The organism is Streptomyces sp. 2114.4 (assembly GCF_900187385.1).
Taxonomy (GTDB): domain Bacteria; phylum Actinomycetota; class Actinomycetes; order Streptomycetales; family Streptomycetaceae; genus Streptomyces; species Streptomyces mooreae.
This window is the reverse complement of the sequence record NZ_FYEY01000001.1, coordinates 5,386,705-5,399,827: the sequence shown is the minus strand read 5'-3', so window position 1 is coordinate 5,399,827 and position 13,123 is coordinate 5,386,705. Positions and strand designations below refer to the sequence as shown.

General features: G+C 74.4%; 5 protein-coding genes. 1 reads left to right on the top strand and 4 read right to left on the bottom strand.

The annotated features are described in order from the left end of the window. Positions 1–16: 16 nt before the first annotated feature. The 4 genes from CFW40_RS23890 to CFW40_RS23875 all read right to left on the bottom strand — a co-directional run bounded on the left by CFW40_RS23890 (position 17) and on the right by CFW40_RS23875 (position 9,694). Positions 17–1,417, bottom strand: coding sequence for a dipeptidase (locus CFW40_RS23890; protein WP_088799815.1), 1,401 nt, complete (start codon positions 1,415–1,417; stop codon positions 17–19). Between the two features lie 10 nt (positions 1,418–1,427). Then, positions 1,428–5,159 carry an ATP-dependent DNA helicase gene (locus CFW40_RS23885; RefSeq protein WP_088799813.1) on the bottom strand — a complete coding sequence of 1,244 codons (3,732 nt, stop codon included), beginning with the start codon at positions 5,157–5,159 and terminating at the stop codon, positions 1,428–1,430. Between the two features lie 103 nt (positions 5,160–5,262). Next, positions 5,263–8,925 (bottom strand): ATP-dependent DNA helicase, encoded by a 3,663-nt coding sequence (locus CFW40_RS23880; RefSeq protein WP_371127267.1) that lies wholly within the window; start codon positions 8,923–8,925, stop codon positions 5,263–5,265. Positions 8,926–9,118: 193 nt separating this feature from the next. Next, on the bottom strand, positions 9,119–9,694 hold the full coding sequence (locus tag CFW40_RS23875) for an MGMT family protein (RefSeq protein WP_088799812.1): 576 nt from the start codon (positions 9,692–9,694) through the stop codon (positions 9,119–9,121). 186 nt (positions 9,695–9,880) lie between these two features. Here CFW40_RS23875 and CFW40_RS23870 point away from each other — a divergent pair, with 186 nt between their 5' ends. After that, the gene (locus tag CFW40_RS23870) at positions 9,881–12,955 is read left to right on the top strand and encodes a lysylphosphatidylglycerol synthase transmembrane domain-containing protein (protein WP_088799810.1); all 3,075 of its coding nucleotides are present in this window, start codon (positions 9,881–9,883) and stop codon (positions 12,953–12,955) included. The last annotated feature ends 168 nt before the right edge of the window (positions 12,956–13,123 follow it).

Genomic DNA, 13,123 nt, shown 5'->3' with positions numbered 1-13,123 from the left:
GTACGGGGGTGCGCGGTCAGGCCGGGCGCCAGGTCTCCGCGAGGTCGCCCCACAGAAGGGCGGCGGTTTCGACGCCCTTCATCAGCAGGTCGAGCTCGACCTTTTCGTTCGGTGCGTGCCAGCCGTCGGACGGCACGGAGATGCCGAGGAAGAGGACCGGGACGCCGAGGACGTCCTGGAGGTCGGCCGCCGGTCCGGAGCCGCCCTCGCGGGTGAAGCGGATCTTGTCCTCGAAGGCCCGGCCCATGGCGCGGACGAGGGACTGGAGCGCGGGGTGGTCGAGCGGGGTGAGGCAGGGGCGGGTGGCGCCCCAGAAGGTGATCTCGTGGCGGATGCCGGCCGGGAGGCGGGCGGCGACCCAGTCGCGTACGGACTGCTGCACGGCGGCCGCGCTCTGGCCCGCGACCAGCCGGAAGGACAGCTTGAGCTGTGCGGTGGACGGCACGATGGTCTTGCCGCCGGGGCCCTGGTAGCCGCCGCCGATGCCGTTGACCTCGGCGGTGGGGCGGGCCCAGATGCGTTCCAGGGTGGTGCTGCCGGCCTCGCCGAGGGGGGCGTGGGAGTGCGCGGTGCGCAGCCACTCCTCCTCGTCGAAGGGCAGCTCGGCGAAGAGTTCCCGCTCGCGGTCGGTGAGCTCGATCACGCCGTCGTAGAAGCCGGGGACGGCGACCCGGCGGTCGGCGTCGTGCAGCGCGGCGGCCAGCCGGGCGGCCTCGGTGGCGGGGTTGGGGACGGCGCCGCCGAACGAGCCGGAGTGGAGGTCCTGGTCGGGGCCGTAGAGGTCGATCTGGCAGTCCGTCAGGCCACGCATGCCGGTGCACACCGTGGGGGTGTCCCTGGACCACATGCCGGTGTCGGAGACGATCACCGCGTCGCAGGCGAGGCGGTCGGCGTGCTTCTCGATCAGGGCCGGGAAGTTCGGTGAGCCGGACTCCTCCTCGCCCTCGACGAGCAGCTTGAGGTTGACGGCGGGGGCGGTGCGGCCGGTCGCGGCGAGGTGTGCGCGCACGCCCAGGGTGTGGAAGAACACCTGACCCTTGTCGTCGGCGGCGCCGCGGGCGTAGAGCTTGCCGTCGATGGTCTGGGGTGCGAAGGGGTCGGTGTGCCAGCCGTCCTCGCGGGCGGCGGGCTGTACGTCGTGGTGGCCGTAGACGAGCACGGTCGGCGCGGACGGGTCCCCCGAGGGCCACTCGGCGAAGACGGCGGGCAGGCCGTCGGTCTCCCAGATCTCGGTGGTGGGAAAGCCGGTGTCGGAGAGCTTCGCGGCGAGCCATTCGGCGCTGCGGCGTACCTCGCCGGCGCGCTTGGGGTCGGCGGACACGGAGGGGATGCGCAGCCAGTCGGCGAGGTCCGCGAGGAACGCTTCGCGGTGCAGGGTGATGTACGCGCGGACGGCGCTGTCCGGGGTTGTGCTCATACGCCCGAGCCTATCGGCCGCGTGGGGGAGGCCGGTCGGCGGTCTCGCCGAGCAGGATGCGTTCGAGTCCGGTGCGGCCGGGCAGCCGGGCGGGGCGGACCACCTCGCCGCTGCGGACGTAGAGGAAGGCGGCGCCGACGGCGGACGGCTCCAGGCCGTACCGCTCGGCCCAGGCGAGGCGGTAGACGGCCAGCTGGAGGGGGTCGGCGCTGTGGGCACGGCCGGTCTTCCAGTCGACGATCTCGAAGCGGTCGCCGTCGGGGCCGGGCTCTTTGTAGACGGCGTCGATCCGGCCGCGGATGACCCGCCCCGCGAGGGTGAGCTGGAAGGGGGCTTCGACGCGGAAGGGGGTGCGGTGGGCGTAGGGGGTGCGGGCGAAGGCCTCCTTGAGGGTTTCGAGGTCGTGTTCATCGACGATTGCGGCTTCCTCGCCCGTTTCGGCGCCGGGGAGCTCGTCGGGGCCGATCAGGGGCAGCGTCAGCTCTTCGAAGCGGGATTCGACCCAGGCGTGGAAGCGGGTGCCACGGCGGGTGCCGGGCTGTGGCGGGCGCGGCATGGGGCGGGCGAGTTCGCGGGCGAAGCCGTCGGGGTCGGCGGCGAGGCGGAGCAGCTGGGTGGCGCTGAGTGCGGAGGGCAGCGGGACGTCGCGGACGGTGGCGCGGGAGCGGCGCAGTTCGGCGGCGAGGGCGTCGAGATCGCGGTCCCAGGAGCCGACGGTGCGCCGCTCCTCGGGGAGGAGGGTGTGCGGCGCGGTCTCTCCGGGGTGGGCGGTGCCGGGGTCGGCGGGTGCCGTGAGGTCGGGCTCGGTGGAGCGCTGGGCGCCGATGTGGGCATGGAGCGGGGAGGCAGGGCCGGCCTCGGGGGTGTCCTGCGGCGGGGCGTCGTCGGACGGGTGCGGGCGGGGCATGTCGTACGGCGGGGCGTCGGCGGACGGCCGGGGGCCGGCCTCGTCGAACGGGTCGGCCTCGTCGAACGGGTCGTCCGGCATGTCGTACGGCTCGCCCTGCGGCCCGGCGAACGGATCGGCCTCCGGCCCGGCTTCCGGCACGTCGTACGGTCCGGCTTCGGGCCCGTCGAACGGATCGGCGTCCCAGGGATCATCGGCCGGTGGCGGCGGCCAGTCGGGGTCGTGGGCGGACAGGGACGGTGGGGCGGCGGCAACGGCGGCGGGCCCCTCCCCCGTACGGCGTTGCAGGTGGGCGCGGACCGTGGCCGCGGCGGCGCGGCGGCGGGCCGTGGCGGTGGGGTCGAGGGGCAGCGGCCAGGCCTGTTCCGTGGCGGCCTCGGAGAGGGCGGGGTTCTCCTCGCCGTCCTCGGGGGCATCGGCCCAGTGCTCGATCTCGCCGTGCCCCGCCTCGCAGTGCTCGCGCAGCGCCTCCAGGAAGGCGGAGGGGCCGCGCGGTCGCTTCTGCTGGGGGCCCCACCAGTGGCCGGAACCGAGCAGCAGAGAGCGGGGGCGGGTGAAGGTGACGTAGCCGAGGCGCAGTTCCTCGGTCTCCTGGTGCTGCTTCATCGCCTCCTTGAAGGATTTCAGGCCGCGGGCGGTCCATTCCCCGACGTCGGGGAGGGTGGCGGCGTCGCCGCGCAGGGCGTGCGGGAGGACCTTGGACCGGCTGGTCCAGGACTCACGGGCCTGTTCGCTGGGGAACTGCTTGGCCACCAGGCCGGGGACGGCGACCACGTCCCATTCCAGGCCCTTGGACTTGTGAGCGGTCAGGACCTTGATGGTGTTGTCGCCGCCGGGAAGGGAGCTGTCCAGGCCCTTTTCGTGCTGGACGGCGGTGCGCAGGAAGCCGAGGAAGGCGAGCAGGGTGGCGTCGCCGTCGAGGGATTCGCCGCCTTGTTTGGCCGCGAATCCGGCCGCGATGTCGAGGAAGGTGCCGAGCGTTTCGCGGCGGCGTGCGGCGAGGGCGTGCGGCGATGCGGACAGCTCGACTTCCAGGCCGGTGGCGGCGAGCACCCGGTGGAGCACGTCCATGAGGGGGTCGCCGAGGGAGCGGCGCAGGTCGCGCAGTTCGGTGGCCAGGTAGGCGAAGCGCACCCGGGCCTCGGGGGAGAAGGGGAGCCCGTCGTCGGGTCCTTCGGCCTCCAGGAAGGTGTCGAGGGCGTCGGCGAGCGAGATGGTCTCGGCCGGGTCGACGCCTTCGACGGCCTCGGCGAGGCGCTGCCCGGGGTCGTCGGAGGGGGCGCTGTGGTGGACGAGGGTGCGGGCGCGGCGGCCCAGGAGCGCCAGGTCGCGGGGGCCGATCCGCCAGCGCGGGCCGATCAGCAGGCGGACCAGGGCGGCGTTGGCCGTGGGGTCCTGGAGCACTTCGCAGACGGCGACGAGGTCGGCGATCTCGGGCAGGTGCAGCAGTCCGGAGAGGCCGACGACTTCCACGGGGAGGTCCCGGGCGACGAGTTCGCCCTGGATGCGGGCGAAATCACCGGCGGTGCGGCACAGCACGGCGATCTCGCCGGGCGGGGTGCCGGTGCGGACGAGGTGGGCGAGGGAGTCGGCGAGCCAGCTGAGTTCTTCGGCGTGGGTGGGCAGCAGGGCGCAGCGGACGGTGCCGGCGCGCTCGGCGCCGGGGGCGGGGCGCAGCGCTTCGACGCCCTCGTGCATCCGGCGCAGTGGTGCGGCGAGGCCGTTGGCGAGGTCGAGGAGGCGGCCGCCGCTGCGGCGGTTCTCGCTGAGGGCGTACCGGCGGGCGGGGGTGCCGTCCTGGAAGGGGAAGTGGACGGGGAAGTCGTCGAGGTTGGCCACGGAGGCGCCGCGCCAGCCGTAGATGGCCTGGCAGGGGTCGCCGACGGCGGTGACGGCATGTCCGGTGGCGGTGCCGGTGCCGGAGCCGAAGAGGGCGGACAGCAGCAGTCGTTGGGCGACGGAGGTGTCCTGGTACTCGTCGAGCAGGACGACGCGGAATTCGTCGCGCAGGATCCGGCCCACTTCGGGGCGGGTGGTGGCGAGGGTCGCGCAGTGGGCGATCTGGTCGCCGAAGTCGAGGAGGTCGCGGCGGCGCTTCTCGGCCCGGTAGGCGGTGACGAGGTCGAGCAGTTCCAGGCGGCCGCGGGCGGTTTCGGGGGCTTTGCGCAGGTCGGCGTTGGTGAGTTTCACGCCGTCGAGGGCGGCCAGGAGCTCGGTGTCGTACGTGCGGAGCGCGGCGGGGTCCACGAGGTGTTCGGCGAGCTCGGCGTCCAGGGCGAGCAGGTCCTCCACGAGGGACGGCAGGGAGGTGGTGAGCGTGGGGTAGGGGCCGGGGGCGGCGCGGAGCGTACGGGCGGCGAGCTGGAAGCGGGTGGCGTCGGCGAGGAGCCGGGCGCTGGGCTCCAGGCCGATGCGCAGGCCGTGGTCCTTGAGGAGCTGGCCGGCGAAGGCGTGGTAGGTGGAGATCCGCGGCTCTCCGGTGGGCTGCTCGGCGGGCTGCCCGTCGGGCCGGCCGGTGGCGGTGGGGTCGGTATCGGGCGGGGGCGCGTCGGGGTCGGTGACACCGGCGGCGAGGAGCGCGGCGCTGACGCGTTCGGCGAGCTCGCCGGCGGCCTTGTTCGTGAACGTCAGCCCGAGGACCTGGTCGGGGGCGACCTGCCCGGTGCCGACCAGCCACACCACGCGCGCGGCCATCACCGTGGTCTTGCCGGAACCGGCTCCGGCCACGATGACCTGCGGGGCGGGCGGGGCGGTGATGCACTCCGTCTGCTCCGGCGTGAACGGGATGCCGAGGAGCTCCTTGAGCTGCTCGGGGTCGGTGAGGCGAGCTGACACGCAAAAACCGTAGCGGGCGCCACTGACAATCCGCTGCGCTGGGCTTGCTTCCCACGTTGTCGGCTGTCCCGCCGTGGGAAGCAAACCCAGCGCAGCGGGCCCCTCACTCCACGACGTGCCGCCCCTCCGGCTGTGCGCTGCACGCCGCTCGGAAGGTGCAGTGGGTGCAGTGCGTGCCGGTGGTCGGCGTGAAGCGCTCCTCCAGTACGCGGCCCGCCGCGGTGGCGAGCAGTTCGCCGACCCACTCTCCCCCGGGCTCCTCCGGGGGGCCTCCCGACTCCAGCGGCTGCTGTGCCTGTACGGCGGGCAGCGCGTCGCCGCCTTCCTTCTGGGCCGCGCCCAGCCGCAGATGCACCAGTTCCGCGCCGCCCAGTTGCGGTGTGCGGCCGTCGAAGGCGTCGTCGACCGCACCCTCGCGCACCGCGAGCTGGTAGACCGCGAGCTGGGGGTGCCGGGCGACCTCGGGGCCGGTCGGCTTCTGTTTGCCGGTCTTGAAGTCGACGACGTACGCCCGGCCCTGCGCGTCCTTGGAGACGTGGTCCATGCTGCCCCGGATGCGGACCTCGTAGGCGCCGGCCCGAAGGGTGAGGTCGAAGCCGTGCTCGGTGGCGGCGGTGTCCCGGCCACGGGTCTCGCGTTCCATGACGTGCCAGCGCAGGAAGCGCTCCAGGGCGGCGCGGGCGGACTCCTTCTCCTGGCGTGACTTCCAGGGGGCGTCGAAGGCCAGGGAGTCCCATACGGAGTCCAGGCGCTCCATCAGGACGGACAGATCGGCGGGGGTACGGCCGGAGGCGACCTCGTCGGCGAGTACGTGCACCACGTTGCCGAAGCCCTGGGCGGCGGTGGCGGGGGTGTCCGCCTTGACCTCGCGGCCCAGGAACCACTGGAGGGAGCAGGTGTGGGCGAGCTGGTCGAGGGCGCTGCCGGAGAGGACCACGGGACGGTCGCGGTCGCGCAGCGGGACGGTGCTGTGGGTGGGTTCGGCCAGGCCCCACCAGTTGTCCGGGTGGGCGGCAGGCACCAGGGGGTGGTGGTCGTCGTCGTGCAGGGCCGCCAGTTTCGCGAGCCGCTGGGCGGCGGCCTCGCGCAGCGCGGGGGTGGCGTCGGGGTCGACGGTGGTGGCGCGCAGCTCGGCGACGAGCGCGGCCACCGAAAGGGGGCGCCGCGGGCGGCCGGTGACGTCCTGGGGGGTGACGCCCAGTTCGGTCAGGAAACGGGAGGGCTGGTCGCCGTCGTCGGCGGCGGCCTTCACCGCGGTGACGACCAGGCGTTCGCGGGCGCGGGTGGCGGCGACGTAGAACAGCCGGCGTTCCTCGGCGAGCAGCGCGCCCGGGGTGAGCGGTTCGGCCAGGCCGTCGCGGCCGATCCGGTCGGCTTCCAGGAGCGAGCCGCGGCGGCGCAGGTCGGGCCAGAGGCCTTCCTGCACTCCGGCGACGACGACCAGCCGCCATTCCAGGCCCTTGGCGCGGTGCGCGGTCATCAGTCGTACGGCGTCGGGGCGCACCGCGCGCCGGGTGAGGGTGTCGGCGGCGATGTCCTGGGCGTCGAGTTCTTCCAGGAAGTTGAGCGCACCACGGCCGCCGGTGCGCTCCTCGGCGCGGGCGGCGGTCTCGAAGAGGGCGACGACGGCGTCCAGGTCCCGGTCGGCGTTGCGCCCGCCGGCTCCGCCGCGGTGGGCGGCCCGCTCCAGGCGCTGCGGCCAGGGGGTGCCGTCCCACAGTTCCCACAGCGCCTGTTCGGCGGTGCCGCCGCCGGCCAGCAGTTCGCCGGCCTTGCGCAGCAGCAGCCCGAGCCGCTGGGCACCGCGGGCGTAGGCGGGGTCGTGCGCCACCAGGCGCTGCGGTTCGGCGAGCGCCTGGGCGATCAGCTCATCGGAGGGCCGCGGCAGGGCCTGTCCGGCGGCCCGTTCCTCCTCGCGCAGGGCGCGGCCCAGCCGTCGCAGATCGGCGGAGTCCATGCCGCCCAGGGGGGAGGTCAGCAGGTCGAGGGCGGTTTCGGCATCGAGGGCGGGGCGGGCGGTGTCTCCGGGGGCGGCCTCGGCGGACGGGGCGTCATGGGGGGCGGCCGTACCGGAGGAGACATCTCCGGGGGCGGCCTCACCGACGGCACCCGCGGCGGATTCCACCTCGTCAGGGCCGTCAGGACCATCCTCGTCAGGGCCGTCAGGACCATCAGGGCCGTCAGGACCGCCAGGACCGTCAGGAATGCCCGAATCACCCGGGCCCGCCCCGTCCGCCCCGGTCCCGTCCGAAACGGCCCTCGCCGGGTCCTGCCCCAGGGCAGCCCGCGCCGCCACCCGTAGCGCCGTCAGCAGAGGAGCGACCGCGGGTTCGTGGCGCAGCGGCAGATCGTCGCCGTCGATGTCGAGGGGGACCCCGGCCGAGGTGAGCGCACGGCGTACCGCCGGGAGCGAGCGCCCCCCGGCGCGTACGAGGACGGCCATCTCGCTCCAGGGCACGCCGTCTTCCAGGTGGGCGCGGCGCAGGATGTCGGCGATGTTGTCGAGTTCGCTGCCGGGTGTCGGGTACGTGTACACCTCGACGCGGCCGCCGTCCCGTACGGGCACCGGTTCACGGTGGGCGCGTACCGCCCGGGCCGGGAGGCGGGTGAGCGGCATCCGGCGGGTCACCAGCCGGGTGGCCGCGAGCAGGGCGGCGCCGGAGCGCCGGGAGGTGCCGAGCACGGCCACCGGGGCGGGGGTGCCGTCCCCGCAGCGGAAGGTCTCGGGGAAGTCGAGGATGCCGTTGACGTCGGCGCCCCGGAAGGCGTAGATCGACTGGTCGGGGTCGCCGAAGGCGATGAGCGTGCGCCCCGGGGAGCCCGGCGCCGCCGTCGCTCCGTGGTTGCCGGCGAGTGCGCGCAGCAACCGTACCTGGGCGACGTCGGTGTCCTGGTACTCGTCGACGTAGACCGCGTCATAGGAGGCGGCCAGGTGTGCCGCGACGTCGGTGCGTTCGGCGAGCAGCACCGCGCGGTGCACCAGCTCGGCGTAGTCCAGTACGCCCTGGGCGTCCAGCACGTCGAGGTATTCGGCGAGGAAGCCGGCCGCTGCGCTCCAGTCGGGGCGGCCGGTGCGCCGCGCGAAGGCGCCGAGGGCGTCCGGGCCCAGGCCCAGTTCGCGACTGCGGGCGAGCACCGCACGGACCTCGTCGGCGAAGCCGCGGGTGGTCAGGCAGGCCCGCAGCTCGTCCGGCCAGCGCACCGGCGCACGGCCGGCGCCGGCCAGTTCCGCCTGCCCGGCCAGGAGCTCGCGGACGACGAGATCCTGCTCGGGTCCGGACAGCAGCCGCACCGGGTCGGCGAAGAGATCGGCGTCCTGGTGGGCGCGGACCAGGGCGTAGCAGAAGGAGTGGAAGGTCGTCGCCTGCGGGATGCCCGCCCGCGGCCCGCCGCCCGCCGTGCCGCGCGGCCCTTCGGACTGCCCTTCCAGGTCGGCCAGCCGGGCCGCGAGCCGGTCACGGAGTTCGACGGCGGCCTTGCGGCTGAAGGTCAGGACGAGGATCCGCTCGGGGTCGCCGCCGGCCCGCACCCGGCGGGCCACCGACTCCACCAGGGTCGTGGTCTTTCCGGTGCCCGGTCCGGCCAGCACCAGCAGCGGCCCGTGCCGGTGGTCAACCACGGCGCGCTGGGCTGCGTCCCACGCAGGAGGAGTCACCCGCCCCGGCGGGGTGCGCACCAGCCGGTACGTGCCTGCGGCACCCCGCGACGCCACCCGGTGGGGCTGCGCCGGCGGGGTGGCCGGGAAGGCCGAGAAGGAGGAACTCACGTGGATCGCCGGTCCTGAGGAGGTGCTGGTCGTGGTGCGTGCGTGGTGCGCGGCGCCGCGGGCCGCCGGTCAGGGGTGGTCCCGCTGCGCGGCGCGCGGCGGAACCGTCGTCGTGACGGCAGTGCCCGACGCTACGCCAGGTCGCGCCCGGGCCGCAGCGCCTCCCACGGCCCGTCGCGCGGTGCCACCGGAGCTACGGAGCCGCGCCGCCGTCCGCGGCCGGGGAACCCGTACCGCCGTCCGCACCGCTGTCCTGGCGCCCGTCCCAGCGGGCCCGCCGCATGTCGAGCCGCGGTATGTGGTCCTCGGCGGCGTGCGGTGCCGTCCGCAGGGGGGTGCCCTCGTCGCGGTAGTGCCCCAGGGCGCGCAGTTCACTGCCGGGCAGCAGCCGGCCGTCCGCGCGCACCACCCGCCACCAGGGCACCGCGCCGCCGTAGAGCGCCATCACCCGCCCCACCTGCCGCGGGCCGCCCACCCCTCGCCCGCCAGCGCCCGTCGCCGGAAGCCCTTCGGGCTGCCCCTCGCCCTGCAACCACTCCGCGACATCGCCGTACGTCATCACCCGGCCCGCCGGAATCAGCTCGGCGACGGCCAGAACCTGTTCCGCGTACTCCGGGAGGTCCGGACACTCAAGACCTCCCGGGCCTCCCGGGCCTCCCGGGCCTCCCGGGCCTCCCGGGCCTTCCAAGCCTTGACGGTCTTCCGCCCCTTCCGGGCTTTCCGGGTTTGCGGGGAATTCACCCGCCGCCTCATCTCCGGTCCCACTCATTCGGTCCATCCTGCCGTACGGCACCGACAATGGGATCGGACACACGGTCCGGCACCTTCGGGAGGTCGGCGGCAAGGCGGGTCCGCCCCGGCACGGGGAGGGCGTTCCGCCTCCCGCACCCCCGAAATACACCCTGATGCCCCCCTCCACCGGTCGGGCGTGCCACCATCTTCCGGACGGTGACTGGTGATACGAGATCAAGAAGAGACAGCCGAGCAGCAGGGTGCGACGCCTCCACGGGAGGCGGGCACCCCTGAGGCACTGGCCGTCGACGCCGCAGGCACCGCGCCCGGACCGGCCGCACCGACCGAGCGGCCGGAACGGCAGCAGGCGGCGCCACAGGGGACGCACCAACGGAGGCCGGGCACGGCTTCCGCTACCGAAAAGGCGAGCACGATCGAGAAGGCCGAACGACCCGGGGCCTCCGAGAGGCCGGAAGAGCCCAAGGAGCCCGAGCCAACCGAGCGGCACGAGGAGGAGCACCGCAGCAAGGAGGAGCACAGCGGCGAGGTACGGGACGGCACGGAGCCCAAGCAGGGGCAGGACGGGCCGGCCGCGCGCGACCAGCGCGAGGAGCCGGAGCCGGGCACGCCTCCGGGCACGCCCCGCGCGGCTGCGGACAGGCCCCACACGGGCTCGCACCGTTCCGACCTGAGCTCCGACGAGTACGGCGAGTTCCACGTCGACCGGGTTTCCGGCGACGAGCCGCTGCTGCCCGCCCGGGTGCACCGCCCCGCCGACCTGCTGCGACTGCTGCTCGGCATCGCCGGGATCGCCCTCGTCCTGGGCCTCGCCACCTTCGCCCACGGCACCACCCAGGGCCTGGCGCGGGACATCGGCACCGGCGCGAAGGCGGCGCCCCCGTTGCTGATCAACATGGCGGGGCTGACCTCCAGTGTCGCGGTGCTGATCGTGCCGGTGGCGTTCGCCGTGGAGCGGCTGATCAAGCGCGACGGACTGCGGATCGCGGACGGCGTGCTGGCCGCCGTCCTCGCCCACGGGGTGTCGCTGGCCGCCGATCTGTGGGTGGCCGATGCCGCGCCCGTCTCCATCCGGGACGCGTTGACCCAGCCCCTGGAGAACGGTTCGCTCTCCGCTCCGGTGCACAGCTACCTGGCGCCGGTGATCGCCTATATGACGGCGGTGGGCATGTCCCGGCGGCCGCGCTGGCGGGTCGCGATGTGGTGCGTGCTGCTGCTGGACGCGTTCGCGGTGCTGGTCGGGCGGTACACCACCCCGTTCGCGATCATCACGACCGTGCTGATCGGCTGGACCGTCGCCTACGGCACCCTCTACGCGGTCGGCTCCCCCAATGTCCGCCCCACCGGCCAGAACCTCCTCGCGGGGCTGCGCCGCGTCGGCTTCCACCCGGTCTCCGCGCTGCGGGCGGAGGACGTCGGCACCACCGACCACCCCGACCGCGGCCGCCGCTACCTCGTCACGCTGGAGGACGGGCCGCCGATCGATGTCACCGTCGTCGACCGCGAGCAGCAGGCACACGGCTTCTTCTACCGGGTGTGGCGCCGGCTCTCGCTGCGCGGCATCAACCAGCGGCGCAGTCTGCAGTCGCTGCGCCAGGCGCTGGAACAGGAGGCGCTGCTGGCGTATGCGGCCATCGCGGCCGGCGCCCACGCCCCCAAGCTGATCGCCACCTCCGAGCTCGGCCCGGACGCGGTGATGCTGGTCTACGAGCACATCGGCGGCCGCACCTTCGACTCCCTGGCCGACGAGGAGATCACCGACGCGCTGATGCACAGTGCGTGGCGGCAGGTCGAGGCGCTGCAGTCGCGGCGGATCGCGCACCGGCGGCTGGTCGGGGACGCGCTGCTGATGGATCGTTCCGGCACGATCGTCCTGACCGAGCTGCGCGGCGGCGAGATCGCGGCCGGTGACCTCGTGCTGCGGATGGACATCGCCCAGCTGCTGGCCACCTGCGGTCTGCGGGTCGGTGCCGAGCGCGCGGTGGCCGCGGCCGTCGAGGTGCTGGGCCCGGACGCGGTCGCCGACAGCCTGCCGCTGCTGCAGCCGATCGCGCTGAGCCGCACCACCCGCGCGACGCTGCGCCAGCGCGCCCGCGAGCGCGCCAAGCGGGAGCGCGAGGCGGTGCTGGAGGCGTCGCAGGCGGCCAAGGAGGCGCGGGAGGCGCGCGAGGCGGAGGGCCCCAAGGACCGCAAGACGATGCGGGCCGAGCGGCATGCGGAGAAGACCGCCGAGAAGCGGGCCCTGGACGAGGCCTCGGAGGAGGCCCGCGAGGAGGACCTGCTCGCCCAGATCCGCCGGCAGGTGCTGCTGATCCGGCCGACGGCGGTGATCGAACCCGCGAAGCTGGAACGGCTCAGCCCGCGCAAACTGATCACCTGGATCGCCGGCGCGTTCGCGGTGTACCTCCTGCTGTCCCAGCTCACCAACTTCAACCTCGGCGACATGGTCAACAAGGCGCAGTGGGAGTGGGTGCTGGTCGCGGCCTTCTTCTCGGCGCTGACGTATATCGCCGCGGCGATGAGCCTGTTGGGGTTCGTCACGGAGCGGGTGTCGTTCGTCCGGACGGTCATCGCGCAGATCGCGGGCAACTTCGTGAAGCTGGTGGCGCCCGCCGCGATCGGCGGAGTGGCGCTCAACACCCGCTTCCTGCAGCGCGCCGGGGTCCGGCCGGGGCTGGCGGTGGCGAGCGTCGGCGCGTCCCAGCTGTTCGGCCTGGGCAGCCACGTCCTGCTGCTGCTGGTGTTCGGCTACCTGACCGGCACCCAGGAGCAGACCCCGTCGATCTCGCCGTCCCGTACGGTCATCGCCGGGCTGCTGACCGTGGCCGTACTGGTCCTGATCGTCACGGCGGTGCCGGCGCTGCGGAAGTTCGTCGCGACCCGGGTGCGGTCGCTGTTCGCGGGGGTGGTCCCGCGGATGCTGGACATCCTGCAGCGGCCCGGGAAGCTGGTCACCGGCATCGGCGGGATGCTGCTGCTGACGGCGGCGAACGTGATGTGCCTGGACGCCGCGATCCGGGCGTTCGGCGGCGGCGACACGATCAGCTACGCGAGCATCGCGGTGGCCTTCCTGGCCGGTAACGCACTGGGCTCGGCCGCGCCGACCCCGGGCGGTGTGGGCGCCGTGGAGGGCGCGCTGATCGGTGCGCTGACGGTCTCCGGGCTCGCCGCCGATATCTCGTTCCCCGCGGTGCTGCTGTTCCGCCTGATGGTCTTCTGGCTGCCGGTGCTGCCGGGCTGGGTGGCCTTCAACTACCTCACCCACAAGGGCGAGATCTGAGCGGAAGCCGCCGCCGTGCCGGCTGGGAGACCCCGCCCGTACGCGCGGCGCACCACGCCGAAGGCGCCGGTCCGTGTCCAACGGACCGGCGCCTTCGCGCGGGACGGGGCGGCCGGTGGGAGCAGGTCCCGCCGAAGGCCCGAGAGGCCTGGCGGACCTGCCGGGCCC

What these genes read in the sequence shown, in the direction of transcription:
- CFW40_RS23890 (WP_088799815.1), bottom strand. Translation starts at nt 1,417, where the DNA reads ATGAGCACAACCCCGGACAGCGCCGTCCGCGCGTACATCACCCTGCAC.
- CFW40_RS23875 (WP_088799812.1), bottom strand. Translation starts at nt 9,694, where the DNA reads ATGAGTGGGACCGGAGATGAGGCGGCGGGTGAATTCCCCGCAAACCCG.